Here is a 25,079-nt window from a genome sequence, read left to right as displayed (position 1 = left end):
GCCCGCGGCGATCATTCCAGCACTTCCTCCACGGAATCGGTCCCTTCGGCCGCATCTGCCGGGACGCTGATGCGTTCGTCCCAGCCGTTCTCGCGCACGTGCGTGGACAGACCCATGCCGTCCATCAGGTCCAGCCAGGGCCGCGGGGGCAGTTGCTCCACGTTGGCCATGCGCTGCACATCCCAGGTGCCCTCGGCGATCAGGATCGCCGCTGCGGCCGCCGGCACGCCAGCCGTATACGAGATCGCCTGGCTGCCGATCTCGCGGTAGCTCTCTTCGTGATCGGCCACGTTGTAGACGAAGATCTCGCGTGGCTGGCCATCCTTCTCGCCGCGCACCAGATTGCCGATGCAGGTCTTGCCGGTGTACGTGGGCGCGAGTGAGGCGGGGTCCGGCAGCAGGGCCTTGACCACCTTCAGCGGCACCACCTCCTGGCCTTCGGCCGTGCGCACCGGCTGCTCCGAGAGCAGGCCCAGGTTCTTCAGCACGGTGAAGACGTTGATGTAGTGCTCGCCAAAGCCCATCCAGAAGCGGATGTTCGGCACGTCCAGGTGCTGCGACAGCGAGTGCAGTTCGTCGTGGCCCGTGAGATAGGCCGTCTGGCGGCCTACGACGGGCAGATCCCATTCCTTGCGGTACTCGAACATCTGCGAGGACGTCCACTGACCGCCTTGCCAGGACCAGACCTGGCCGGTGAACTCGCGAAAGTTCACTTCCGGATCGAAGTTCGTGGCGAACCAGCGGCCGTGGCTGCCTGCATTGATGTCGACGATGTCGATGGAATCCACGCGGTCGAAGTAGTCGTCGCAGGCCAGGCGTGCATAGGCGTTGACCACGCCCGGATCGAAGCCAGCGCCCAGTACCGCCGTCACCCCTGCCGCGGCGCACACCTCGCGGCGCTTCCACTCGTGGTTCGCATACCAGGGCGGCGCTTCGCAGATCTTGTCAGCGTCTTCGTGGATGGCCGTGTCGATGTAGGCCGCGCCCGTGCGCAGGCAGGCTTCAAGCACCGACATGTTGACGAAGGCAGAGCCCACGTTGATCACGATCTGGCTGCCCGTGCGCCGGATCAGCGCCTCCGTGGCGTCGATGTCCATGGCGTCCAGCGTGTGTGCCTTCAGCACGCCGGGCGCCTGCAAGCTCGCCCGCGTATGGATGGACTCGATGATGGCGTGACACTTGCCGAGGGTGCGCGAGGCGATGTGGATGTCGCCCAGGCGCGCATTGTTCTGCGCGCACTTGTGCGCGACGACATGCGCCACGCCGCCCGCACCGATGATGAGAACATTCCGCTTCATGGCTGTGAGGCCTCCATGCACAGGTTTCGTCGGGGATGCGATCAGGACAGGCTGTCGCGGTAATCCTGGTAGGAGAACTGGCGCACCAGGCGTTCGGTGCCGTCCAGCTCGCGGATCACGATGGACGGCATGTTCACGCCGTTGAACCAGTTCTTCTTGACCATCGTGTAGCCCGCAGCGTCTCGTATGGACAGACGGCTGCCGATCGTCAAAGGTTCCGGAAAGTCGAACTCGCCGAAGATGTCGCCTGCCAGGCAGACTTGCCATAGACCAGATAGCGGTGGGGGCCGGTGTTCGGCTCCACGCGGGCGGACAGGCGATAGATCAGCAGATCCAGCATGTGCGCCTCGATGGAACTGTCCACCACCGCCAGATCCTTGCCGTTGTGCAGGGTGTCCAGCACCGTCACCTCCAGGCTCGCGCTGTTCGTGATGGCCGCTTCGCCCGGCTCCAGGTAGACCTGCACGCCATGGCGCTCGGCAAAGGCACGCAGCCGTGCAGCGAAGGCCTGGCGCGGGTAGTCCTCGCCCGTGAAGTGGATGCCGCCGCCCAGGCTCACCCAGTTCACCTGGCCGAGCAGCGCGCCGAAGCGGGCTTCGATGCCGGTCAGCAACTCGTCGAACCGCGCGAAGTCGTGGTTCTCGCAGTTGTTGTGGATCATGAAGCCATCGATGCGGTCGATGACCGCAGCCACCTTGGCCGGATCCGATTCGCCCAGACGGCTGAAGGGGCGGGTCGGGTCTGCCAGATCGAAGCCCGAGGCGCTGGCGCCCGGGTTCAGCCTCAGGCCGATGGGCTTGCCGTGAGCTCGGTCGGCGAAGCGCCCGAATTGGCCGAGGCTATTGAAGATGATCTTGTCGGCATGCGAGATCACCTCGTCCATCTCGTGATCGGCATAGGCCACGCTGTAGGCGTGCGTCTCGCCACCAAAGGTCTCGCGGCCAAGCCGCACTTCGTACAGGGACGAGGAGGTGGTGCCGTCCATGTGCTCGCGCATCAGGTCGAACACAGACCAGGTGGCAAAGCATTTCAGGGCAAGCAGGACTTTCGCACCCGAGGCCTGGCGGACCTCATCGATGCGTTCGAGATTGACGAGCAGGCGGCGTTTGTCGATGCAGTAGTAGGGCGTGGCGATCAACGGCAGGACTCCAGGGGTCCGCAGGGCGCCGAGACGGCGCGCGGACAGGCTACGTGGCGCGCATGGCGTGTTACCCAAGACGGGGCATGACGCCAAGCGCGAGACGGATTGGGTATGGAGTTGTCAGCCCGGCATTCGGCCGGATTGCTGATCAGCGCGCGGATACGGCAGGCCGGCGCACGCGTGCAGCGTGGCGGCAGGGCACATGCGCGTGCGAACGGCACGGGCATGCGGGAATCGGTGTTCTTCCGTTTGGGTGGTGTTCAGGAAAACTGAGACGATCCCCAATTGGAAGAGGGCGTCTAACGACATGGCGTCCTCCCCAACCAGCAGATGATGCCCGGCGAAGTGCCAAGGCAACCTCGCATTCTAGAGGAGGCAGGGGAGGGATTCAAGCCTTGGCGGGGGACGCCAGGGCCACGGGCCGCAGCTCGCGGTCTGACTCGCGGCATGACCGCCATGGCCGACGCGCTCTGTCAGCGCGTGGGACGCCGCGCGCGATGCGGCAGCGGGCTCTCGCTGCCGGTGCGCTGCGCGGTTCGTCGGATCTGCTAGGCTCTCGGCCATCGTCTCCGGTCCTGATGGACGGAGTGTCTGTTCTTCGTTGTCGGTGTGCCTCGTCCATGTCCCCACCTTTCGCTGCCCCTGGCAGCTCTCACTTGCCCGGGATCGCCTGCGTCACCGGCGGCATCGTCTGTCTCACGCTGAGTGACAGCCTGGCGAAGTGGCTGGGTGAGTTCTATGCACCGGTGCAGCTGCTCTTCGTGCGGGGGGTGTTGGCCGCGATGGTGATTGCGGTCATCCTGCTGGCGGTGGGCGGGCGGCGCGCGCTGCGCACGCAGCATCTCGGGGTCCACGCGGTGCGAGGTGTGGTGAACGTGGCTTCGGCGTCGTGCTTCTACCTCAGCCTGACGCTATTGCCGTTGGCCGAGACGACGGCGATTGCCTTTGCTGCGCCCCTCATCGTGACGGCCTTGTCCGTGGCCTTTCTGGGCGAACGCGTCGATGCGCGCGGCTGGCTGCTGGTGGGGCTGGGCTTCGCGGGCGTCTTGCTGGTGGCCAGACCCGGGGCCAGCGGATTCAGTTGGGCGGCGGTCCTGCCGCTCCTGACTGCCATCGGCTACGCCGTGATGATGGTGAGCGCCCGACGCATCGGGGCACAGGAGAGCATGCTCACCACGATGTTCTACATCGGCCTGGGCCAGGCGGTGGTGAGCGCGGGCCTGCAGCCCTGGTTCTGGCAGCCGTTGCACAGTGAGCACGCCTTGGGCTTGGCCGGCATCGCGCTCTTCAGTACGCTCGGCCTGGGCTTCATCACGCAAGGCTTCCGGATTGCCCCGGCGTCGGTCGTGGCGCCTTTCGACTACACCGGGCTCATCTGGGCCACCGCCATCGGATGGGTCATCTGGGGCGAGCAGCCAGATGCCTGGACGGTGTCGGGGGCGTTGCTGATTGCCGGCAGCGGGGTGGCGATCATGCGGCGGCCGCGGGCAGGGGCGGTGGGCTAGGGTAACGGCCTTCGCAGACGCAGGCCCGATACGGAATCGCGTTCAGTGCCCGTCATCGGCGCCGAAGCCTTGCCAATCTGGATCACGATGTTTCGACGGGGCCGGCTGCTGGTGTTCATGGGCCCGCCGTGCAGCACTTTCGGATGAATCGCCACGATGTGCCCGGTCCCGCAAGTCAGTGCGCATCCCGTGCTCGGCGAAGGCTTGGGCCAGTTCCGTTGCGTTTTTTCCTCCACGGCCTGCGCGTCGGACAGCATGTGAGAACCCGGGATGAAGCGCGTGGCGCCCGACGTTTCGTCCATGCCGTCAAGGCAAAGCATCAGGCGCAGGAAATCCGCATGTTCGGTGCAATAGGAGGGGTTGGGATAGTCCCGATGCCAGCCGATGCCACGGCCAAAGCGCGGGTGCTTGATGGTGACGTTGATGAAATGAAGGGCCAGGTCTTCGCAGCCGAGCAGGGCAGAGGCTGCTTGCCGGATGATGGGGGTCTGCACCAGCTCCAGAAACACCGGATCGAAGCGGCTCGGATCGCCGATGATGAAGATCGCATCGCCCACGTCCTTCGCGTCAATGCCGCCGCGCCCCGTTGTCGATAGATCCCTTTCGAACGCGAGCAGAGCCTGCATTTCCTGGGGTAGCGCTGCGACCTGGGATTGGATGGCGTGCGTCGCACTGCCCAATCGATGCAGCAGATCCTGCGATAGCGACGCTGGCCAGGCGGTGTACCCATCTTGGTGATACGCCAGAACGGCTTGATCGCGAGCGTCGTTTGCCTGTCGGACCATGCTGTGCACGCAGCCTCCTGCTTCGTCGTCACCGCGACCGATGTTTTATTGATCTCATTATTGTATATTGATATCAGCGATAGCAAACTAGGATTTGAATCATGGCCTCCATCACCGTCAGAAATATTCCTGAAGAAGTGCATCGTGCCATCCGAGTGCGTGCCGCCATGCACGGTCACAGTACCGAGGCAGAGGTTCGCCGCATCCTGGAACAAGCCGCGCGACCAGAAGGGCGCATCAAGCTGGGTTCGATGCTGGCATCCATCGCCCGAGACATTGGCGGCTTGACGGATGCCGAAGCCGACGTCATCAACCAGCAGCGCGACAAGACACCCGCCGAACCGATGAGCTTCAAGTGATTGTTATCGACACCAACGTCATATCCGAACTCTGGAAGGCAGAGCCTGCGCCCCAGGTGCTGGCCTGGATGGACGCGCAGATGATCGAAACCCTGTATCTGTCCGCCATCACGGTGGCCGAGTTGCGTTTCGGCCTGGCGGCAATGCCCGCCGGCAAGCGCCGGACAACCTATCTGGATCGACTGGAACGCGAGGTGATCCCGGCCTTTTCAGGACGGATCTTGCCCTTCGACCTGGACGCATCGCGGGCCTATGCGGAATTGATGGGAGTCGCCAGGGCGGCGGGTGACGCCATCGGCAAGGCTGACGGCTATATCGCGGCCTCAGCCGCTGCGCGTGGCTACGCGGTCGCCACACGCGATACCAGCCCCTTTGCAGCGGCCAGGCTGGCCGTCATCAACCCGTGGGAAGTCAGCTAAGCGTCGTTGCCGGCAAACGCAGAACATCTCCACCAATGACTTCGGCCCTGGTCCGCGATCAACGCGAGCCAGGGCCGAAGTCATGATCCGTGTCACGTGACCCGAAGGTCACTGCGTCGGGAGGTCAGTCCTTGCGCGGCGGCACGATCGGGTCGATCGGGGGCTGCGGCGCGGGCGGGGCGGGCGGCGAGGGCGGGGTGCCCACGTCGCGGCGCTTGATCCAGCGTTGCAGCAGCTGGTGCGCGGTCTCACGGCCACCCAGGCCGAAGGCCAGAGCGCATGCCACGGCGGCCGAGCCGAGGATCAGGCCGAAGGCGAGGTTGACGATCTCGTTGGCCAGGCCCATGAAGCGCAGGCCGATGGCCACCGACAGGGCGATGATGGCGTATTTGAGGATGGACGGCAGACCACTCTCGCCGACGGTGTCACCCACCAGGCGGGCCACGAAGCGCGCCATGATGACGCCCACGACCACGATCAGGCTGCCGAACACCACCTGGCCGCCCAGCTGGATCACTTGAGCCAGCAGGAGCGCGACGATGTCAAAGCGCAAGAGGCTCGCGGATTCCACGGCGGCAAAGAGCATGATGGCCACGAGGGCCAGCCAGCCGGCGATGCGCGAGGGCGGTGTGGCGCTGCGCAGGCCGCTGCCGGCAACCGCGCGATCAAAACCTACCGTCACGAGGATCTGCTGCACCAGGCCGCGCACCCACTGGGCGATGAAGAAGGCAATGGTGAGCAGCAGGCCGGCGGCGAATACGCGCGGCACGGCATCCAGCACAGCGCGCAGTACGTCGACGATCGGGTCGACCACGGACGAGATGCCCAGGGCCTGGAGGGCCGAGATGGCGACCGGGATGATGATGAGCGTGAAGACCACGGCGCCGATCACGCGGCTCAGCGTGAAGCTGTTCGCGGGCGGCACGGGATCGACGGGCGGCACGGTACCCGGCTGGTGGGCGCCGGGGGCGGTGGGCACGTTCACCGGCGGCATCACCGGCGCGACACCCGCGGGCGGCACGGGATCCGGGCCCAGACCCAGGCGGCGAGCGCCCTGATCGACGCCGGTTGCGGCCAGCAGGGTTTCGACGATGTTGCGCACGATGCCGGCCACCAGCACGCCGACGAAGAGGATCAGCGCGGCGCCGAGGATGCGCGGCAGGAAGATGAACACTTCATGCGTGAGCGCATGGACCGGGCCGAGCGATTGGGCCAGGCCGAGCGGTTGCAGGGCCAGCAGCAGGCCAAGCAGCCACACCAGCCAGTAGGCTAGCGTACCCAAGGAGGAGGACAGCGTTTCGCCGGGGCGGGCCGTCGGACGCGAGAAGAACGCCATGCGTCCGGTGAGGTTGGTGATGCCCCAGCGAGCGGCTCGGGCGGCGAAGAAGGTCACGATCAGGATGATCAGTGCCCCCAGGATGCGGGGGGCCCAGTAGGCAAATTGCCCCGTCGCGTGGACGGTATCGGGCGTGTACTCCGTCATGGGTAGTTGCTCCTTGGTAGCCGGAAGCCTGCCGGACGGCAGGGCCGGCTGGCGTGTAGCAAGAACACGTCCCGGTACCGCCCACGGGATGAAAAATATCGCGGCGGGCCCCTTGATGTGTACCGATCCGCCCCCATGTGCGCCGCTGGATTCCCGCCGCGCTTTGCTGCTGGCCGGGTGACTCAACCGCTTTAGGCTATTGACGAGATGAACCAGGCATCCTCCTCCACTCCCGAGACCATGGGCTTTCAGGCCGAGGTCAAGCAGTTGCTGCAGTTGATGATCCACTCGCTCTACAGCAACAAGGAGATCTTCCTGCGCGAGCTGGTGTCCAACGCGTCGGACGCCTGCGACAAGCTGCGATTCGAGGCCATCGACAAGCCGGCATTGCTGGAAGGCGGTGGCGAACTGGCCATTCACGTGTCCTACGACAAGGCCACACGGCAGTTGACGGTGTCGGACAACGGCATCGGACTGACCCGCGACGAGGCGATCGCCAATCTGGGCACCATCGCCCGTTCGGGCACGCGCGAATTCTTCTCGCGCCTCACCGGCGACCAGAAGCAGGACGCCCAGCTCATCGGGCAATTCGGCGTGGGCTTCTACGCGTCCTTCATCGTGGCTGAGAAGGTCACGGTGCTGAGCCGCCGTGCCGGTGAGCCGGCCGACGCCGCGATCCGCTGGGAATCCGCGGGCGATGGCGAATTCACCATTGCTGCTGCCGAGAAGGCCACGCGCGGCACCGACGTGATCCTGACGCTGCGCGAGGGCGAGGACGATTTCCTGTCCGGCTGGCGTCTGCGCGAGATCCTGCGCCGCTACTCCGACCACATCTCGCTGCCCATCCGCATGAAGAAGGAAGAGTGGGACAGCGAGAAGAGCGAGCAGGTGGTGCGCGACGAGGAAGAAACCGTCAACCAGGCGAGCGCGCTCTGGACCCGCGCCAAGAACGACGTCACGGATGAGCAGTACCGCGAGTTCTACAAGCACGTGTCGCACGATTTCGACGACCCGCTGGCCTGGACGCACAACCGGGTCGAAGGCCGCAGCGAGTACACGCAGCTGCTGTACGTGCCCAAGCGCGCGCCCTTCGACATGTACGACCGCAACGCCAAGCACGGCGTGAAGCTCTACGTGAAGCGCGTCTTCATCATGGACGACGCCGAACAATTGCTGCCGGGCTATCTGCGCTTTGTGCGTGGGGTGATCGATTCGGCGGATCTGCCGCTCAACGTGTCGCGCGAGATCCTGCAGGAAAGCCGCGACGTGCGGGCGATCCGTGAAGGCTCGACCAAGCGCATCCTGTCATTGCTGGAAGACGTGGCCGAGAACCGTCAGGAAGACTACGCCGCCTTCTGGGAAGCCTTCGGCCAGGTGTTCAAGGAAGGCACGGGCGAGGACGCCGCCAACGCCGAGCGCGTGGCCAAGCTGCTGCGCTTTGCCTCCACGCACACCGGCACGCCGGTGCAGGACGTGGCGCTGGCCGACTACGTGGCGCGCATGAAGGAAGGTCAGGACAAGATCTACTGCGTCACGGCAGAGACTTTTGCCACGGCGAGCAACAGCCCGCACCTGGAAGTCTTCCGCAAGAAGGGCATCGAAGTGCTGCTGCTGACGGACCGCGTGGACGAGTGGATGCTCAGCCATCTGCACGCCTTCGAGGGCAAGTCGCTGGTCTCCATCGCCAAGGGTGGCCTGGATCTGGGTGCGCTGGCTGACGAGGAAGAAAAGCAGCAGCAGGCCGAGGCGAGCGAAGCCGTCAAGCCGCTGGTGGACCGCCTGAAAGCGTCGCTGGGCGAGCGCGTGAAGGACGTGCGCGTGACGTTCCGTCTGGTGGATTCCCCGGCCTGCGTCGTGGCTGACGAGCATGACCTCAGCCAGAACCTGCAGCGTCTGCTGCGCTCGGCGGGCCAGAACGCGCCGGACAGCAAGCCGATCCTCGAGATCAATCCTGAGCACGATCTCGTCAAGCGTATCCAGGCCGCGGGCGACGACCAGTTCGCGGACTGGAGCCAGCTGCTGCTCGAGCAGGCCATGCTGGCCGAGGGCGCTGCGCTGGAAGATCCGGCGGCCTTCGTGCGGCGCATGAACGGCTTGCTGCTGGGGACGCGGGCTTGATGCCCGCGGGCCCGTCGGAGCTGGACGAACCGACCCTCTCGGAAGCCGGCGGGATCCGGTATCTGCACTTCGGCACCGAGTGGGTGCAGGGGGCGATGGATACCAAGGAGCCTGCCCGGCTGGTGCTGGAGTACACCCGGCAGATGCTGGCGTGGCTCTTGTTCCTGGATCCGCCGGCGGCGCCGCGCGCCGTGGGCACGCTGGGCCTGGGCGCGGGTTCGCTGACGCGCTTCTGCCTGAAGCACATGGCGAGTCGTGTCCACGTGGTGGAGTGGAATCCGCAGGTGGTGGCCGTGTGCCACCAGTTCTTCCGTCTGCCGGAGCCAGGCCGGCGTCTGCGTCTGGATGTGGCGGACGCTGGCACCTGGGTGCTCGATCCCGCCCACCATGGGCAGTGTTCGGTGCTGATGGTCGATCTCTTCGATGCGCTCGCGCAGGGCCCGGTGCGGGATTCGGTGGAGTTCTATGCCGGGTGTCGTGCGGTGCTGGGCGAGGTGGGTGTGCTCGCCGTCAATCTCTTTGGTGAACACGACAGCTTTCCGCGCAATATCGCCAATCTCGACCAGGCATTTGACGGGCGGGTGGTGGTGTTGCCGGAGATCGATGCGGGCAATCGCATCGCCCTGGCCTTCACCGGACCGGCGCTGACGGTGGAGCCGGCTGACCTGCTCGCGCGGGCGGAGGTGGTCGAGGCCAAGTACGGCCTGCCGGCGCGCGCTGGGCGCGGGCCCTCATGCGGCCGGCGGGGGGCAAGCGCAAGCAGACAGCGTTGCAGTTCTGAGGGTCCGACAGTGGTTGGGTCGCCGCTCGATCCGGGTGGCGACCCGGCCTTGTTGGCACCGCAAGGACGCGGGCAGTGCGGGCCCGCGTAGCAGGCAAGCGAGCCGCGCCGGCTCGCTCAGTGTGCTGATGCCCCTGCTGTCCTGCCCAGCCAATCCGACAACGCCTGTTCGCTCGCACCCGGCGGCGCCTGCAGATCGCGCTCGGGAATCTCCCAAACCAGCACCCGGGGCGGCGTGTCCCGGTAGGCCGCGCCATTCAGGTAGGTGGTGATCGCGCCTGCGAACCCACCGCCATCCTTCGCGAAGTTCGCGATCGGCGTGTGCAGGTGATGCGCGAGCCAGGGTACGAAGTTCGACGCGCCAGAGTACGACGAGCCTACCAGCGCCACGCTCGGCAATTGTGCATCCCCGAAGAGATCATCGGCTGAGCCGGCCTGTGCCTGCTCGGCCTGCGTGAAGATGCTCGCGGCGACGCGATCCGGTTCGGGCAGCCAGCGAGCCGGCAGGGCATCGATGCCGGCCAGGCGCACCAGATCGCCGGTGTAGGGGCAGGGTGAACGCAGGTGTTGCTCGGTGCGCTGCGCCGGGGTGAAGCCGGCTCGCCCGTTGGGCTGGGCGCCCAGCGCGCGCGTCACGGCTTCGGCAGCCAGGTTCGCGCCAAGCTCGGACCAGTGCGTGTCCGTGCGCAGGTACGTGTCGCGTCCCGCCTGTGTCAGCACCGGCGTCAGGTCCAGCGCGGGCACGCCTGAGGCGCGCAGGCGCTCGGTCCAGTCCCGGACGCGAGGCTCCAGGCTGGCTGGCCGCGGCACGCCGCACAGGACGTGGCTCTGAATGCGCGTCTTGTCCGGAACGACGACGACTTGCAGCGCGATGCCGCGTGCTTTCAGGCGGGCAGCGATCTCGCGCACCTGGCGCGCACGCATGTCCGCGTGGATCTGACCATGGGGATGCGGTGTGATCTCATCGGCCAGAAAGAGCCAGTCGCCACAGCCGCGGCGCACACGGGGACCGAGGTCGCCCAGCGCGAGCCAGGTTGCGCTGCGTTCGGCTGTGGCGGCCCAGCTGGGCAGCGGCGCCTTGGCGAGGGACTGGCCGATCTCGGCCGTCACGTCGCCGTCCAGCACGCGCGTGAGAGTGGGGGGCGCCTGCACCAGGGTGCCGTCCTGAACGCCGAAGGCCCACAGGTTTGCGAGGGCACCGGCTGCGAGGAGTACGGCGAAGACCGCGCCCGCGACCCAGGAGGATCGAGCCGGTGCTGGCGAATGTTCGGAGGACGTCATGGCAGCCTCGCCTCAGAACTGGAAGTACAGGAAAGGCACGGCATCGCGGCTGCTGATGAGAGCGAAGGCGAGCATGAAAGCGGCAACGGGCCAGATGGCACGCCACGCCGCCGCCGCGCGACTCGTGCCGCCCAGTGCCAGCCAGCGGGGCTGCAGGACGGGATGCACGATGGCGTAGACGCCCAGCGCCGCGGCGAGGCCGTGAACCGGGCGCAGCACGCTTGCCAGGCTCTCGCCGAGGGCAAATCCGTGCAACCCGAACTGCGCCGAGAGCATCGTCCAGGCGCCATCGAAGCTCGTGGCGCGGAACAGTGTCCAGGCGAGTGCGACGAAAAGCAGCGTCAGCGCGCGGGCTAGCCACGTCGGCAGCACCGGGCCGCCGCCCGCCGTCCAGAGCCGTGCCGCACAGAGCCCCAGCCCGTGAGCACATCCCCAGATCAGGAAGTTCCAGCTGTCGCCGCCGTGCCAGAGGCCGGCGATGGCCATGGTGAGAAAGAGATTGCGGTACGTGCGCCACCGCGCACCACGGTTGCCACCCAGCGGGATGTAGAGATAATCGCGCAGCCAGCTCGAGAGCGAGATGTGCCAGCGTCGCCAGAAATCCTGGATGCTGGTGGCGAGGTACGGGTTGAGAAAGTTCTCGGGGAAGTGAAAGCCCAGCATCATGCCCAGGCCGATCGCCATGGCGCTGTAGCCCGCGAAATCGAAGAAGAGCTGCAGGCTGTAGGCGAGACACCCGAGCCAGGCATCCGCGAAGGACGGCGCCGGCAGGGCGAATGCGGTGTCTGCGATGGGCGCGAGCGTGTCGGCCACGAGCACCTTCATGGCCAGACCGATCATGAAGCGACGAGCGCCGAGCGAGAAGCTATCCCACGCGAGCGCACGATGCGCGAGTTCGCTCGCCACCCACACGTAGCGGATGATGGGGCCGGCGATGAGCTGGCCGAACATCGCATGATAGGCCGCGAAAACGATGAAGCTCGATTGCGCTCTCACCAGGCCGCGCCGCACGTCGACGAGATAGGAAATCGACTGCAGGACGAAGAAGGACAACCCGATCGGCAGGGCAATGCGTTCCCAGCCCCAGCCTGCATGGCCCAGCGCCTGAGCAGCATCGCTAGCCGTGGTGACGACGATGTTGGCGTATTTGTACCAACCCAGCGCCGCCAGGTTGACGACGATCAGCAAGGTGAGCAAGGCCGAGCGCGCGCGCTCATGGAGTGTCCGCTCGATGGCAAGGGCGCCCGCCCAGACGACCACGGTGTTGGCGACGAGCAGCCACAGGTACCAGGGACTCCACCAGCCGTAGAAGAGCCAGCTGCCCAGCATCAGCACCGCATTGCGCCCGCCCGACGGTGTGAGCAGATACGCCAGGAGGAACGCTGGCAGGAACAGCGTCAGGAACTCGAGCGAGGCGAAGACCATGGAGGGTGCCCGCGCGGGGCCGCGGAGGACTTAGTCAGCCTGGTCGTTGGCAAAGAGCGCCAGCGTGCCCTGTGCCGATGGCGCAAGGATCACGGTATAGCGTCCGCCGGGCGCGAGTTCGCCCAGGTCCAGCGCGGCACCCACGGGCTGGCCCGCACAACGCGCCTGCACCGTGAGGCGCACCGGGTTGATGGCGCGGCGCGCCACGCTGCCCGAGGCCACGTCCTGAAAGATGCTGACCTCGCGTCCCGCCACCCCCAGGCTCGCAGCCTCGCAGTCTGGGTCCGCCACGGCCAGCGCGAGCGAAGCGCGCATGGCGTTGAAATCGTCGGGCTGTTCGCGCACCACGTGCAGGGCAGGAGCACCGCCCGCGTCCGCCGAGGCTGCCACGACGGTGGCGAATTCGCCAGGCGCGACTGTCAGGGACAGCGGCGTCTTGCCGGATGCGGTCACGAGCGTGCCCTGCACGGCTCGATTCGCCGGCACAGCCTGAAAGCCAGTGGCAGCGGAGGGCGCGGCGAGGTCGATGCTGTTCTGGGCGTCATCGGCCGTCACGGTCAGCGCCGTACCGGTAGTGTTGACGAAGCGCAGGAAGGCGGAATCTTCGGCCGGCCCGGTGGGATACAGCGCCACCTGGGCCGCGCCTGCCGAAGCGACGAGCGCGGCCACGCCGGCCAGCGCACTGACAATCCGACGCAGCATGAGGGTCATGGCTTTGCCGCTTTCACGGCATCGGTGGTGGGCAGCGTCTTGACGATGGCGTCGCTCCAGGCGCGGTAACCGCTCTGGATGAAGTGCTGGCCGTCGATCGTGCCCCATTCGCCGGGCTTGGAGAAGCTCAACGAATCGATGTAGCTGCACGGCGCGACGTTCGCGGCGAGGAACGCCGACATGAACTTCACGCGATTGAACGTCTTGCCGTACTTGCCGCCTTCGCTGCCCCAACCTGGGCCCACCCAGACGCACTGGGTGCCGGTAGCACCAATGGCCTTGGCCAGGCCGCTCACTTGCTGCCAGGCCCAGGCCTTGGGAAACGCGGGCTTGTCGTAGGCGGCCAGCGTGTCGCCCATGACGATCACCACGAGATCGGCCTTGTCCTGCGCGATGAGTTGTTGCACCGGGCGCGTGGCCGCGGCTTGGCCCTGCAGCGTCACCGCGCCGTTGCCGATACGCTCGGCGCCACCGCAGGTGCCCGGCTTGGCCTCGAGCCAGTCGGTGGGATGGCTCCCACACACGCCCAGGGTATGGACCTGGGCGCCTTGTTGCACGAGGGCTTCATGCAGGGGGGTGATGAGATGGGAAGGAGACGTCAGATGGCTATCCCCGATGATGAGGATAGACAGGCCAGCCAGGGCGGTGAGCATGATATTCCGAAGGACGCTGCGGCAGTACAGGTCACGTTACGTAACGTAATAGATACTGTACAGCACCCAGCCTAGTTGCGCGATACGCAAACGGACTTTATTTGTGATCATCCAGCCAGCGCGACGACGGCCACGCTGGCTGGACGGATCACTCGCCGTAAGGCGAGGCGAAGGGCGACACCGGCATCGCCAATGGCCGGGTCGACGGCTCGAAGAGGTAGCGCAGGTAGACCCCGCCGGCCCACTGACGGTAGTCGGACGCGTTGTCCAGCCCCAGCGTGCCGCCCATGAAGAGCTGCGGCGCCAGCTGGTATTCCGCTGCGGCGGCCAGGTTGTAGCCCAGCCCGGTCTTGCTCTGACCGGCGTAGATCGCCTGCGTGTTGCTGGTGAGCCCCGCACTGTTGGCGGCCGCCGTGGCGGTGACGGCTGCGGCTTGCAAGCCGGCATCGCCCGGAAAGTACAGCGCCGAATCTTCCTTGAAGTTCTGGATGCCGAGCGAGCCGCGCACGTAGTAGCTCAGGCGGCCATCGCGCTGCGACCAGTTCACCGGCACGCTCACCGAGAAGAAGCGCTGCGGGCTGAAGTAGCCGCCGTGCCCGTAGGTGAAGTAGCGCAGGTTCTTGTCGTAGGCGAGACCGGTGAAGTTCAGCCCGGCCGTGAGTTCGCGGTTCGTCTCGTTGACGAGCTTGGCGTAGACACCGAAGCCACCTTCGACCCGCGAGTTGGAGACGACGTTGCGCCCTTGCAGGCTGTGGTAGCCGCCGTAGCCATAGACGCCGTAGGCATCGCCGTCGTAGCCCAGCTGCAGACGGCCGCCCGTGGCCGTTACGCCACCCCAGTGCTGGCCCGTGCGGGCATCGCGCGTGCCGGCGAAGGAGAGAAGGCTGTCGGTGACTGCGCGCCGCGAGAGGTTGATGGCGTAGTTGGCGTTCGAGTCGCCAAGCGCACCGTTCAGGCGGACCCCGCCCACGACGTTGTTTTCTTCGAAGCCGAGCGGCGTCGTGCCGACGTCGGCCTGGAGATTCCTGCCGAGGTAGGCCAGGGCCACGCCGACACCGGCAGCGTCCTGCGCGCCCGGGCCACCCGCGGCGCCGCTGGATTGCTGCAGGGCCGCGGCAGGGCCGCCACCGAAGCGGCTGGTGGTGTTGTAGTCCGTGCTCATGCTGTCGCTGCTGAGCGAGACTGGGGTGACACGCAGCGCGACCTTGCCGTCGCCGAGCGGGAGGCGTGCCTCCAGCGGCACCTGCACGTCGGTGAGCTGACTCGAGCCGCCTTCGCCGCTGCGCGTGCGCACGTTGGCGCCCATGGTGATCTCGGGGCTGCGCTCCTGGCGGATCTCCGCGAGCTCCTGGGACAGCGTGCGGGGCGCGGCGGGTGCAGCGGCCTGGGGGGCCATCCAGGGGTTGGCGCCAGCGGCCGGTGCTGCTGCGCTGCGCGAGGGCGGGAAATAGGGCACCGACGGCGCTTCCGGGCCTGCTGGCGGCGCGAAATAGGGTGCGGCCGGCTGCGCTGGCGCGCCATAGCCTGGCGCAGCGGGGTAACCCGCCGGGGCCGGATAGCCACCCTGGGCCGGATAGCCGCCCTGCGCGGGATAACCGCCTTGCGCAGGGTAACCACCCGGGGCCGCCTGCACCCAGCTGCCGGGGGGCGGCGTCTGGCCATACGGTGGCAGCGCCTGGCCGCCCTGGGGCATGGCCTGACCCGTGACCGGGGGCGGAATATAGGGCTGTGCGACGTAGCCACCCATCGGCGGCTGGGCCGAGGCGTAGGCCACGGGCACCGGTATCGGCACGGCGGCAGCGGCACCGCCACTGCCATCCCGATTGCGGAACGGATTGCCGCCGCGGCCTGCGCCGGGCGAGGACGGTATGCCAGCTGGCGCGGCGGCCATGGGCTGCGGCGTCTGCAGCGCGATGGCGCGCTTCAGGTAATCCGCCGCCTTGCTGTTCTTGCCCTGCGCGCGATAGATGCGTGCAGCGGTGGCAAGCAGATCCGGGTTGTTCGGCTCTTTGGCAAGCGCGGTATCCACGGAGGATTCGGCAAAGCGGTATTCGCCCGCCTGCGCCGCCATGTTCGCCGCACCCAGGAGGGTATCGGTGTCGTCGGGCTTGTACTGCAGCAGGCGCTTGTAGATGCCGAGCGCCTGCGCGGCGTCGCCGGAATCCGCATAGAGTCGGGCCAATGCGCCGACGGCCTGGGCATCGTCCGGACGCTCGGCCAGGGCAGGGGCCAGCATGTCGTAAGCATCGGCCAGCTGCCCGCGGGTGCGCAGGGCATCCGCCTGACGCACGATGTAGACGTAGCGGATGTCCTGGTAGGTCTCGTTCTGTGCGCGGCTGAGCGAGGCGTTCTGCAACTGGCGCAGCACGCCCGCGAGCTCGACGTCCTGCTGCGTGTTCAGGAGAATGCCGGCGTATTGCAATTGCAGGCCGGGATCGGGCTGCGTGGTGCGGGCGAGGAGCTGACGCATCATGCCCAGCGCGCGATTCGGGTCGCCCGCAGCCACGTAGGCCGAGGCCAGCGCGCCGAGGAGGTCAACCTCGTTCTGGGCATAGGGCGTGGCCTGCGCGAGCAGGCTGAGCGCCTGCTGTTGCTGGCCTTGACTCGCCAGACGGCCCGCAAGATCCGCCTGGGAATGCACCCAGGCGCGACGCTGCAGTTCGGCCATCTCTGGCGTTCGAGCCTGCGTGGGAATGCGATCCAGGGCGGCGATGGCCGCAGGCCAGTCCTGCATCTCGCCCGAGAGCAGGGCGCTCGCATAGAGCGCGTCGGGCATGTCCGGGTTCGAGGCCAAGAGGCCGTCCACCACACCCCGGGCTTCCTGACGCGCTCCGGTCTTCAGATACAGACGCGCCAGGTCCAGGCGCACCCAGGCGTTGTTGGGATCGTTCAGTAGCGCATCCTGCAGGGCGGCCGCCGCACCGGCGTCGTCCCCGCGTTGCTGCGCCGCACGCGCCAGGCCAATGGCCTGCTCGGCGCGCAGACGGCCGACCTCGCCGATCTGGCTCTGTTGCTGCGGCGTGAGCCGCGCGATGAGTTGCAAGGCCTCGTCGGATTTGCCGTTCTGCGACAGCACGCCCACCAGGCCGCGGATCGCATCCGCGTTGTTCGGTTGCTGGGCGAGTACCTGGCGATAGGTCTTCTCGGCAGCGTCGAGCTGACCGCTTTCGGCGTGCACCGCAGCCAGCGCGTTCAGACCGGTGGGCTCCTTCGGATCGAGCTTGACGGCCTCGGTGAGCAGACGGCGCGCCTGAGCGGTGTTGTTGGCGCTGCGCGCGGCACCGGCCTCGTTGACGAGGGCCCAGTAGCTCGCGCTGTTCAACGCCTGGCGCCAGCGGCTGGCCGAGCCCTGGCGAGAGGCGCGTTGAAGCAGGTCGCGTGCGTCGGAGAAGCGCTGCTGACGCAGCCGCACCAAACCCAGCCCGCCAAGGGCGTCGGCGTTGTTGGCCTGGGTGCGCAGCACGTCCGAGAACTCGCGTTCGGCCACGTCCACCTGGCCGCCTTCCAGGGCCTGGAAGGCCGCATTCGTGCGACGCAGCGTGGGGTTCTCCGCAGGCGCCGCTGCGGCGGTGCGCGTGGCGCCACCCGCGCGCGGCTCGGGGCCGATGTTGGCCAGCCGGGTGCGCACTTCCGTGTCGTTCGGATGAAGGCGCAGGTATTCCTCGAAGAGCGGGGCGTCCTTGCGCGGTGGCGGATCGCCCAGCCACATCAAGGCCTGACGCCAGCTTTCGCTGGCGGCGCTGCCGATGTCCTGGCGTCGCGAGAGTTCGGACAGCTGCGCGACGGCGTCAGCGCGCGTGGCTTCGCGATACGACAGCATCTGTGCGAGCGCGAGTCGCATCTGTGCGTTGTCTGGCGACTGGCGCACCAGCCGTTCCAGGCCGCGCCGGCCTTCCTGCCAGCCCGCGTCCGTGTACCCCATCGTCTGGTAGTACTCAATGGCGATCTGGCCTTCGGGCGCGCGCCGCCCAGGGCCTCCTGGTACTTGGCGATGGCCTTCTCGGGCTCGCCGAGCTGCGCGAACTGGCGGGCTTCGTCCAGCGCCCGATTCGAACCAGGGCGCTGCAGGTTGATCTCCTGCTCGAGCTGCGAGATCAGCGGGCTGTCGGGGGCGGCCCGGCGCAGATCGGCCAGATAGCGCTGAACGGCAGCCGTGCGTTGCGCGGCGAGTTCGACGCGGGCCATCCCGTAGAGTGCGGCGGCGTTCTGCGGATCGGCGCGCAGCAACTTTTCCCAGGCTTCGGCGGCGCGCTTCTGGTCGCCCCGGCTCTGCCAGTAATTGCCTTGCTCGACGAGCAGCTTGAGTGTGTCGTCCTGTGCGATTGCGGCATGCTGGATTCCCAGCGCCAACAATCCGGCCATCAGCGTCGATAGGCGCGGCGGCATGTCTTCTCCCAACTCGTCTGCAAGGCTCCCGATGGCAGGAAGCGGTACTGTTGTTCGGTCTGGCCCAGCGCAAAAAGGCTGAGCATGTAGTCGTAATACGGCGGCTGCGGGCCGCCGGCCGGTGCGGCCGTGTCCTGAGCGATGCGGGTCAGGACCTGCTCGCGCAGCGTGGCGGCGAGCGTGTCCTGTCCGAGGGCGCGCAGGTAGGGCAGCAGGGCGGCGGCAAAGCCGAACGTCTGGGTGCCGCGCGCACCGCCACTGATCGTGGAGACGTATTCGGGCGGCGCGTTCAGCGTCTGGGTGATCCGTGCCATACCCGAGAGCGAGGCAAGAATCGGTTTGGCCAGGGGATCGGTCGATGGCGTGAGACCCGCCCAGAGATACGTCCGGATCGCGTCATAGCTGCCGACGTCACCCTTGTCCGGATCCACGGCATAGTGACCGGACGACGGACCCGTGCCCTGGTAAGCCACCCAGTCGGCCACGACGCCGCGCGGGGCGGTGTCGGCCAGCATGCGTGCGGTGCCGGTGGCAATCTCCGCCCAGGGGCCTTTGGCATCCAGGCGCGCCAGCAAACGCAACACCGGAATCGGCTGGTAGCTTGGGTTCAGACGCCAGATCTGATTGTCGCGGGCAAACCCCATCGGGCCGGGCAACAGCATGCGGCCAGCGCCGGGCAGGGTGACGACTTCTTCGGCCACCACGCGGGCGAGCAGGGTGCGCGCCTGCTCGGCGTAGGCAGGCGCGTCCCAGAGGCGTGCGCCTTCGAGCAGCGAGTAGGCGAACCAGAGATCCGCGTCGGCGGCGGCGTTGCCATCGAGCTCACCCCAGGTGCCATCGGGCCGCCGGCCCCAGCGCCAGGCGGGCAGACGGCTCGCGACATCCCCGCCCATGAGATTGTCGATGCTCCACTGCCACATGCGATCGAAAGCCGCCCGATCGTTGGCCACCAGCGCGAAGAACATCCCGTAGGACTGGCTTTCCGAGGTGCTGTGCATCTCGGGCACGCTGGCATCGACCACACGGCCGTCTTCGGCCAGGAAGAATCGCTTGAACAGATCCCAGAGTGGCCAGGCCGGCGCCACGCAGTCCGCCGCCAGCGCGCGGGCCGGCATTAGCGCGGACCGGTACCGGCGACCGCAGTGGCGGCGAGCGTGGCGAGGAAATGGCGCCGATGCATGGGCAATGTCAGTGATCCTGGGGTCGGTTGACGGCGAGGCGACGACGCGCACGGGAACGCAGCGCGAGATAGAGGATAGTCGCCAATAGTACGGCGGCGAGCAGACCGACGCCGACGAGCATCAGCGGACGTGTGGCAAAGTACCAACGCAGATAGGTGACGGGATCCAGGCGACCGACGTGATAGCTCTGATCGGCGGCGAGGCTGTCGACCTGCTGCCCGCGGATCACGACGAGGCTGCCCTGCACGCGGCTGAGCGTGCTGGTCTCGGCATCCACCAAGAGGCCTGTCGCGGCCTGCAGGCCTTCGACGCGCGGGCTGGAGAAGGCCACCACGCTGCGTCGGCTCGTGAGTGGCGACTCGAAGCCATAGAGCAGCGCATCGTTGGCGGTACTCTGCACCGACATCTGGATGCGCGTGGGCGCCGCGCTGCTGCGCTGGTCCGGCGCAAGCCAGGGCACCGTACGGTAGACCAGATCCGACAGGCTGAAGCGCTGTGCGTCGCCGTCGATGGTGGCCGGCAGCCGGTCTGCCCACTGCGTGAGCAGGGGCTGATTGCCACCGGAGCCCAGGACGAGCAGGTCACGGTCCGCGACGTCGCCCACGCTGCCCGCCTGCACGACGCGCACATGGGTGGCGGGGTAGCCCGTGATCGCACCGAAGCGACCCAGCATGGCGAGATACACGCCGATGTCGGCGTCGCCGGCGTTGTCCGGCAGCACGACGGCGGTCTCGGACAGATCCGCCAGGCGCGTGAACGGGAAGCCCGCGGTGCCGAAGGCGGCCAGGTCCGGCATGGCGATGAAGTGCTGCAGGCCGGAGATGTCGATGGTCGAATCCGGCTGGATCGCGCTGCGCACGTTGTTCGGCGGCGTCACCTGGCAGTCGCTGCCCGGGGTGGCATACACGAAGTGGAACTGCAGTTGCGACTGCGAGGGCAGCATGTACAGCGGCAGGTGCATGCGGCGCTCGACCTCCGCCGTGCCATCGGGCAGGAGACGCGCGATGATGTCGCGGGCCTGCGTGCTCTGCTTGGTCGCACTCACTGGCCGCAGGAGCTCGGAGCGGATGAACTGCTGACCCACGTCGATGCTCATCGCCGAACGATCCTCGGTGGGCGGCGGCGAATAGCGGTACTTGATGTTCATCGGGATGCCCTTCTCGCGCCAGCCGAAGAGATCCGGCGGCAGGCGCAGCGGCACGCGCACGAGATCCGGGGTGTAGCCGGTCACGCTCAGGGCGTCGGCAGGCACCAGCTCGCCGAACTGCACGGGGCGGTCGTTGCGCAGCCAGTTGGGGGCATCGTACGGACGGCGCGGGGCCAGATCGTCCAGGCGAGTGATCGTGGCGGTCTCGCCCGAGAGCGCCGGGTTGCCGAGGGTCACGGCCCGGGCGGCGATCTTCATCTCTTCTGCGTCGCGGCCGGCGATGATGAGCAGCTTGCCGTAGGGGTCGTTCGGGTTGGTCGCGACGGACACCGAAGGGCCTTGCGCCCGCGGAGCAGGCACGCCCGGCAGAGAGGCGCCCTGCGCGAGGAACACGACCGCGTTGCCGCGCGCGGGCAGCGCACCGGCGCTCACCGGAAACACGGCGCCACGGTAATCCGCCAGCGCGCCGAACCAGGACGACATCGTGCCTGCGGCCTCCAGCACGTCGTTGCCCGGCGCGCTCGGGAAGACGAAGGGCAGCGACAGCCGGCGTACGTCCCGACGATCGAAGAACGGCAGCGGCAGCAGCGACAAGTCGTTCTGCAGCGCGATGGGCTGGGTGTTGATCGTGAGTTCGGTCTGGTTGCTCACATTCGCCCAGAGGCTCGTGTGGACCGGATCCTCGCACTCCATCGTGTAATGCCCCACCAGCTGGATGTTCAGCCGGTTGAAGTCCGAGATGAGGCGGGCGGGGATGTCGACCGTGGCCTCCAGCGGCTTGCCGGCGCTCTCTTTGGGCGTGGGCAGGCTCGCGGCCACTTCCTCGTTGACGAGGACGTTGACCTGCGAGATCTCCGAGAGCAGCGCCGGCGAGTAGGAGTAGATGAGCTTCAGCTGCCCGCCGGTGGCGACGCGGTCGGCACGCACGCTGAACGCGACGCCACTGCGACCATCCACGCCCCGCAACTGCAGCGGGTAGAGCGCACCGAGGTCGCGGAAGCTGACGGTGTAGCTGTCCAGGCTGGCCTCCGTGCCCTGCAGGCGCACCGGCTTGGCGGTGGCCGTGGTGGGCGCGACCGTGAGCGCAGGCTGCGCCGCAACAGCCACGGCACCGTTGGCCAGGAGGCAGGCCGCAGCCAGGGACGTAAGGGCACGGCGAGTGAATGGCGCGCGGCGGGAACGGGCGAGCAGGTCCATGGGCTACTTGGATCGGTTCGGGGTGAGGGCCCCCGCGCCGCGGCGCACGCGGGCGCGCAGCTGGGCAAGGGTCTGCTGAAAGAGGAAGGCGAAGCCACGAACGCCGATGCGGCTCACGTCACGCAGCGCTCGCAGCGGGGTATCGCGCACGCCCTGGCCCCAGGAATTGGCCCAGGTGTCGGCACGCGCAAAGGTCATCTGGGCGAGTTCCATCTGCTGCTCGATGGTGAGCTCCTGGAAGTGCAGGCCCAGACGGTTGCCGGCGGCGAAGGCCACGGTGGCCGGCAGGACCGTCTCGTCGCGATCCCGAAAGATCGAGACTTCGACCGCTTCACCCAGCGGCACCTGGACGCCGGGGGGCAGGGCCAGGCCCACGCCGTTCTGCGAGAAGTCGGTGGTGCGACACACCAGCGTACGGCCGCTCTCGAGCGTGATGGAGGCCTGCAGCTGCGAGGCCACCCGCGGGTCGGCGCGCACCTGGCGCGTTTCACTCGCCACCGCCACGCTCGCGCTGGTGATGAGGATGTTGTAGACCGTCCAGGCCAGGTTGATGACGATCGTCATCGCGATGCCCTCGGCCCCCGACAGATCGCCGAAAGCCAGGTGCCAGAGCCCCACGGCAAAGCCGAAGAGGTTCAGGCACAGCAGCACGATGTAAGGCCGCGCGAGTCGCCAGTCGAAGTAGGCGCTGTCGATCACCCCGCCCTTGGCCGTCACGTTGAACTTGCCGAGCTTCGGGTTGATGAAAGCCAGCATCACGGGCCGCATGATGTACCAGGCGAGCACGGATTCGTAGACCTCGTTCCAGAACGAATGTCGGAATCGGCCCTGCATGCGCGAGTTGGTGATGCTGGCATGCAGGATGTGCGGCAACGCGTACGCGGTGATCATCAGCGCCGTCGCCTGAAAGACGTGCGCACCGAAGAGCAGATAGGCCAGGGGCGCGGTGAGGAACACCAGGCGCGGCAAGCCATAGAAGAAGTGCAGCATCGCGTTCAGATAGCATAGACGCTGCGAGAGCTTGAGACCCGGACCGAAGAGGGGATTGTCCACCCGGCAGATCTGGGCCATGCCGCGCGCCCAGCGGATGCGCTGGCCGATGTGGCCGGAGAGGCTTTCCGTGGCGAGGCCGGCGGCCTGGGGCAGGGCGAGATACGCGGTGTTGTAGCCGCGGCGGTTCATCTTGAGCGCAGTGTGCGCATCTTCCGTCACGGTTTCCACCGCGATGCCGCCCACTTCCACGAGCGGATCGCGACGCAGCACGGCGCACGAACCGCAGAAGAACGTGGCGTTCCAGAGATCGTTGCCGTCCTGCACGAGGCCGTAGAAGAGCTCGCCTTCGTTGGGCACGGCGCGGAAGGTATTCAGGTTCTTCTCGAACGGATCCGGCGAGAAGAACACGTGCGGCGTCTGCAGCATCGCGAGCTTGGGATCGCGCAGGAACCAGCCGACGCAGATCTGCAGGAACGAGCGCGTCGGGATGTGATCGCAGTCGAAGATCGCGACGAACTCGCCGTCGGTGACTTTCAAGGCCTCGTTCAGGTTGCCCGCCTTGGCGTGGCGGTTGTTGTCGCGGGTGATGTAGCCCGCGCCGACCTGCTCGCAGAAGGCCCGGAATTCCGGGCGGCGTCCGTCGTCCAGTACGTAGACGTTGAGCTTCTCGCGGGGCCAGTCCATGGCCATGGCGGTGAAGACGGTCTGCTTCACCACGTTCAGGGGCTCGTTGTACGTCGGGATGAAGATGTCGACCGTCGGCCACTGCTCGATCTTGTCCGGCATCGGCACCGGATGCCGGCGCAGCGGCCAGACTGTCTGCATGTAGCCCAGCAGGAGCACGATGAGGGCGTAGATCTCCGCCATCAGGAGCCCGTAGCCAAAGAGCGTGTCGACCCAGTTCTCGAAGCCGAGCGTGCTCGTGACCCGCCAGAACATGTAGCGCAGCGAGGCCGTGATCGACAGCAGGATCATGATGATCGTCGCGAGCCGGCCCGCCGTGCGGCGCAGCAGCATCGATACGCCGAAGGTCAGGCTCGCGAAGACCAGTTGTTCGGTGAGCTCGAGCGGCACCGCAATGGCGATCGCAAAGAACGCCGCGGCCAGCAGCATGATCAAGGTGCGCATGATCGGGTGCCGCCACACGGGCAGATCGATCAGCCAGTTGCCCACCCGGGTGAGCGCAAGGCTGAAGCCACCATGCGCGGTCTGCTGGCGCGGTTCCGTCATCTCGTGCGCTCCGAACGGGCGAGCCGGTCAGTCACCCAGCGGGCCAGTTGCGTGAAGTCCAGGGTGCCCTGGGCGTTGACGTCGTACTCCAGAACGCTCTGGCTGCAGGCGAGCGCTTCGCTCACTGCCTGATCCTGATGCACCAGCCCCACCACCCGATCCCCCATGTGCGCAAGCATCACCTGGGTCACGTCCTTGGAAAGCTGGCGTGCGCGGTTGACCTGATTGATGACGTAGGCCGATTCGAGAAAGCCAGGGCGCCCTTCGCAGTACGTGTCGATCAGGCCTTCCATGATCGGGAGCGTTGCGTACGAGGCGGCGTCGGGCAGCGTGACCACCAGCACCAGATCGGCCGCGCGCAAAGCCTGCTTCATGTAGACCGACGGCCCCGGCGGGGTGTCGAGCACCACGAGCGTGCCGTCGGCCAGACCGAGGGCTTCGAGATGGCGGCGCAGCCAGTCCGGATCCGGTTCGAGCGTGGCTTCGAAATCGCGGCGATCCGTCTCGTTGACGGCCCCGTACGGCAGGACGACCACGCCCTGGTTGCCGGCGACGCATGCCTCGCGCGGGTCGCCGCCTTCGAGCGTCACGCGCGAGAGGCCTTCGATGGCTTGCAGATCCAGGCCGAGGTGAAAGCGCAGGGCGTTCTGCGGATCCAGGTCGACCCCCAGCACCGCATGCCCTTGCAGGCGCAGCGCGATGCACAGGTTGGCACACAGCGTGGTCTTGCCCACACCCCCCTTGGCGGAAACTACGGCAATGACTTTCACCGGCGACCCAGACGAGCAAACAAGGAAAGCGCCGGCGCCGCGGGCTCGGGCGCGGGCGTGGCAGGACGCGCCAGCCGGTCGAAGACAGCAGAGAGCGACGCGCTCGGCGCCGCCGCGGCTGGCGCGGGGGCCGGCTCGGCTGCGGTCGATGCACTCACACGGGCGAAGACGGACAACGGCGCACTCGGGGCCGCGGGGCCCGACGAACCGCCCAGG

The 25,079-nt window shown here is 67.3% G+C and carries 18 protein-coding genes and 3 pseudogenes; 6 read left to right on the top strand and 15 right to left on the bottom strand.

Annotation, left to right across the window (positions count from 1 at the left end; all coding sequences use genetic code 11):
• Nucleotides 1–11: 11 nt before the first annotated feature.
• Together IMZ29_RS04140 and IMZ29_RS04135 are read right to left on the bottom strand one after the other, a co-directional pair.
• A complete protein-coding gene (locus tag IMZ29_RS04140) occupies nucleotides 12–1,298 on the bottom strand; it encodes a saccharopine dehydrogenase family protein (RefSeq protein ID WP_216180906.1) in 1,287 nt (428 codons plus the stop codon).
• Between the two features lie 41 nt (nucleotides 1,299–1,339).
• Nucleotides 1,340–2,436 (bottom strand): annotated as a pseudogene (locus tag IMZ29_RS04135) (carboxynorspermidine decarboxylase).
• A 114-nt stretch (nucleotides 2,437–2,550) separates the two neighbouring features.
• Between IMZ29_RS04135 and IMZ29_RS04130 the strand changes: the two are divergent.
• Nucleotides 2,551–2,712, top strand: coding sequence for a hypothetical protein (locus IMZ29_RS04130; RefSeq protein ID WP_216180903.1), 162 nt, complete (start codon nucleotides 2,551–2,553; stop codon nucleotides 2,710–2,712).
• 347 nt (nucleotides 2,713–3,059) lie between these two features.
• Nucleotides 3,060–3,944, top strand: coding sequence for a DMT family transporter (locus IMZ29_RS04125; RefSeq protein ID WP_216180900.1), 885 nt, complete (start codon nucleotides 3,060–3,062; stop codon nucleotides 3,942–3,944).
• Here the strand turns inward: IMZ29_RS04125 and IMZ29_RS04120 are convergent.
• Nucleotides 3,941–4,729 (bottom strand): phytanoyl-CoA dioxygenase family protein, encoded by a 789-nt coding sequence (locus IMZ29_RS04120; RefSeq protein ID WP_253206847.1) that lies wholly within the window; start codon nucleotides 4,727–4,729, stop codon nucleotides 3,941–3,943. The genes IMZ29_RS04125 and IMZ29_RS04120 overlap by 4 nt on opposite strands.
• Nucleotides 4,730–4,830: 101 nt before the next feature.
• Between IMZ29_RS04120 and IMZ29_RS04115 the strand changes: the two genes are divergently transcribed.
• Both IMZ29_RS04115 and IMZ29_RS04110 read left to right on the top strand, forming a co-directional pair.
• On the top strand, nucleotides 4,831–5,088 hold the full coding sequence (locus IMZ29_RS04115) for a FitA-like ribbon-helix-helix domain-containing protein (protein WP_216180896.1): 258 nt from the start codon (nucleotides 4,831–4,833) through the stop codon (nucleotides 5,086–5,088).
• A complete protein-coding gene (locus IMZ29_RS04110; RefSeq protein ID WP_216180894.1) occupies nucleotides 5,085–5,507 on the top strand; it encodes a type II toxin-antitoxin system VapC family toxin in 423 nt (140 codons plus the stop codon). The genes IMZ29_RS04115 and IMZ29_RS04110 overlap by 4 nt, the downstream gene beginning before the upstream one ends.
• Before the next feature lie 124 nt (nucleotides 5,508–5,631).
• Here the strand turns inward: IMZ29_RS04110 and IMZ29_RS04105 are convergent, their stop codons facing one another.
• On the bottom strand, nucleotides 5,632–6,990 hold the full coding sequence (locus tag IMZ29_RS04105; RefSeq protein WP_216180891.1) for a mechanosensitive ion channel: 1,359 nt from the start codon (nucleotides 6,988–6,990) through the stop codon (nucleotides 5,632–5,634).
• Nucleotides 6,991–7,197: 207 nt separating this feature from the next.
• Between IMZ29_RS04105 and htpG the strand changes: the two genes are divergently transcribed.
• Together htpG and IMZ29_RS04095 are read left to right on the top strand one after the other, a co-directional pair.
• Nucleotides 7,198–9,108, top strand: coding sequence for a molecular chaperone HtpG (htpG, locus tag IMZ29_RS04100; RefSeq protein ID WP_216180888.1), 1,911 nt, complete (start codon nucleotides 7,198–7,200; stop codon nucleotides 9,106–9,108).
• Nucleotides 9,108–9,889: pseudogene (locus tag IMZ29_RS04095) on the top strand (class I SAM-dependent methyltransferase). The gene htpG and the pseudogene IMZ29_RS04095 overlap by 1 nt, the downstream one beginning before the upstream one ends.
• Before the next feature lie 117 nt (nucleotides 9,890–10,006).
• On the opposite strand, the gene IMZ29_RS04090 reads toward IMZ29_RS04095, so the two are convergent.
• The 11 genes and pseudogenes from IMZ29_RS04090 to IMZ29_RS04045 form a co-directional block, all read right to left on the bottom strand.
• Nucleotides 10,007–11,170: an alginate O-acetyltransferase AlgX-related protein gene (locus IMZ29_RS04090; protein ID WP_216180885.1), complete on the bottom strand. Its 1,164-nt coding sequence runs from the start codon at nucleotides 11,168–11,170 to the stop codon at nucleotides 10,007–10,009.
• Between the two features lie 12 nt (nucleotides 11,171–11,182).
• On the bottom strand, nucleotides 11,183–12,595 hold the full coding sequence (locus tag IMZ29_RS04085) for an MBOAT family O-acyltransferase (protein ID WP_216180884.1): 1,413 nt from the start codon (nucleotides 12,593–12,595) through the stop codon (nucleotides 11,183–11,185).
• A gap of 30 nt (nucleotides 12,596–12,625) precedes the next feature.
• Complete coding sequence (locus IMZ29_RS04080) at nucleotides 12,626–13,306, bottom strand: alginate O-acetyltransferase AlgF (RefSeq protein WP_216180879.1); 681 nt, start codon at nucleotides 13,304–13,306, stop codon at nucleotides 12,626–12,628.
• Nucleotides 13,303–13,959 (bottom strand): SGNH/GDSL hydrolase family protein, encoded by a 657-nt coding sequence (locus IMZ29_RS04075; protein ID WP_216180877.1) that lies wholly within the window; start codon nucleotides 13,957–13,959, stop codon nucleotides 13,303–13,305. Before IMZ29_RS04075 ends, IMZ29_RS04080 begins: the two co-directional genes overlap by 4 nt.
• A gap of 148 nt (nucleotides 13,960–14,107) precedes the next feature.
• Nucleotides 14,108–17,668: a cellulose biosynthesis protein BcsC gene (locus tag IMZ29_RS04070; RefSeq protein WP_253206845.1), complete on the bottom strand. Its 3,561-nt coding sequence runs from the start codon at nucleotides 17,666–17,668 to the stop codon at nucleotides 14,108–14,110.
• On the bottom strand, nucleotides 17,668–18,345 hold the full coding sequence (locus IMZ29_RS22565; RefSeq protein WP_253206800.1) for a tetratricopeptide repeat protein: 678 nt from the start codon (nucleotides 18,343–18,345) through the stop codon (nucleotides 17,668–17,670). Before IMZ29_RS22565 ends, IMZ29_RS04070 begins: the two co-directional genes overlap by 1 nt.
• Nucleotides 18,321–19,460 carry a cellulose synthase complex periplasmic endoglucanase BcsZ gene (gene bcsZ / locus IMZ29_RS04065; RefSeq protein ID WP_253206797.1) on the bottom strand — a complete coding sequence of 380 codons (1,140 nt, stop codon included), beginning with the start codon at nucleotides 19,458–19,460 and terminating at the stop codon, nucleotides 18,321–18,323. Before bcsZ ends, IMZ29_RS22565 begins: the two co-directional genes overlap by 25 nt.
• Nucleotides 19,461–19,533: 73 nt before the next feature.
• Nucleotides 19,534–21,870, bottom strand: coding sequence for a cellulose biosynthesis cyclic di-GMP-binding regulatory protein BcsB (bcsB, locus tag IMZ29_RS04060; RefSeq protein WP_216180871.1), 2,337 nt, complete (start codon nucleotides 21,868–21,870; stop codon nucleotides 19,534–19,536).
• Nucleotides 21,871–21,873: 3 nt separating this feature from the next.
• Nucleotides 21,874–24,093 carry a UDP-forming cellulose synthase catalytic subunit gene (bcsA, locus tag IMZ29_RS04055; RefSeq protein ID WP_216180868.1) on the bottom strand — a complete coding sequence of 740 codons (2,220 nt, stop codon included), beginning with the start codon at nucleotides 24,091–24,093 and terminating at the stop codon, nucleotides 21,874–21,876.
• Nucleotides 24,090–24,863, bottom strand: a complete 774-nt coding sequence (gene bcsQ, locus IMZ29_RS04050; protein ID WP_216180865.1) for a cellulose biosynthesis protein BcsQ — start codon at nucleotides 24,861–24,863, stop codon at nucleotides 24,090–24,092. Before bcsQ ends, bcsA begins: the two co-directional genes overlap by 4 nt.
• Nucleotides 24,860–25,079: pseudogene (locus tag IMZ29_RS04045) on the bottom strand (dihydrolipoamide acetyltransferase); the annotation flags it as partial. The gene bcsQ and the pseudogene IMZ29_RS04045, both read right to left, overlap by 4 nt.

Origin of the sequence: Verticiella alkaliphila (genome assembly GCF_018904615.1) — a bacterium.
GTDB lineage: Bacteria > Pseudomonadota > Gammaproteobacteria > Burkholderiales > Burkholderiaceae_B > Verticiella > Verticiella alkaliphila.
The sequence above is the reverse complement of the archived record's forward strand: the minus strand, read 5'-3'. Positions and strand labels throughout refer to the sequence as shown.

Excerpts from the sequence above, each read along its gene's own strand:
- bcsB (WP_216180871.1), bottom strand. The coding sequence starts at position 21,870 with ATGGACCTGCTCGCCCGTTCCCGCCGCGCGCCATTCACTCGCCGTGCC.
- bcsA (WP_216180868.1), bottom strand. The coding sequence starts at position 24,093 with ATGACGGAACCGCGCCAGCAGACCGCGCATGGTGGCTTCAGCCTTGCG.
- IMZ29_RS04105 (WP_216180891.1), bottom strand. The coding sequence starts at position 6,990 with ATGACGGAGTACACGCCCGATACCGTCCACGCGACGGGGCAATTTGCC.
- IMZ29_RS04075 (WP_216180877.1), bottom strand. The coding sequence starts at position 13,959 with ATGCTCACCGCCCTGGCTGGCCTGTCTATCCTCATCATCGGGGATAGC.
- IMZ29_RS04070 (WP_253206845.1), bottom strand. The coding sequence starts at position 17,668 with ATGTGGCTGGGCGATCCGCCACCGCGCAAGGACGCCCCGCTCTTCGAG.
- IMZ29_RS04140 (WP_216180906.1), bottom strand. The coding sequence starts at position 1,298 with ATGAAGCGGAATGTTCTCATCATCGGTGCGGGCGGCGTGGCGCATGTC.
- htpG (WP_216180888.1), top strand. The coding sequence starts at position 7,198 with ATGAACCAGGCATCCTCCTCCACTCCCGAGACCATGGGCTTTCAGGCC.
- IMZ29_RS04080 (WP_216180879.1), bottom strand. The coding sequence starts at position 13,306 with ATGACCCTCATGCTGCGTCGGATTGTCAGTGCGCTGGCCGGCGTGGCC.
- IMZ29_RS04130 (WP_216180903.1), top strand. The coding sequence starts at position 2,551 with ATGGAGTTGTCAGCCCGGCATTCGGCCGGATTGCTGATCAGCGCGCGG.
- bcsZ (WP_253206797.1), bottom strand. The coding sequence starts at position 19,460 with ATGCCGGCCCGCGCGCTGGCGGCGGACTGCGTGGCGCCGGCCTGGCCA.
- IMZ29_RS22565 (WP_253206800.1), bottom strand. The coding sequence starts at position 18,345 with ATGCCGCCGCGCCTATCGACGCTGATGGCCGGATTGTTGGCGCTGGGA.
- IMZ29_RS04120 (WP_253206847.1), bottom strand. The coding sequence starts at position 4,729 with ATGGTCCGACAGGCAAACGACGCTCGCGATCAAGCCGTTCTGGCGTAT.
- IMZ29_RS04115 (WP_216180896.1), top strand. The coding sequence starts at position 4,831 with ATGGCCTCCATCACCGTCAGAAATATTCCTGAAGAAGTGCATCGTGCC.
- IMZ29_RS04090 (WP_216180885.1), bottom strand. The coding sequence starts at position 11,170 with ATGACGTCCTCCGAACATTCGCCAGCACCGGCTCGATCCTCCTGGGTC.
- IMZ29_RS04125 (WP_216180900.1), top strand. The coding sequence starts at position 3,060 with ATGTCCCCACCTTTCGCTGCCCCTGGCAGCTCTCACTTGCCCGGGATC.
- IMZ29_RS04085 (WP_216180884.1), bottom strand. The coding sequence starts at position 12,595 with ATGGTCTTCGCCTCGCTCGAGTTCCTGACGCTGTTCCTGCCAGCGTTC.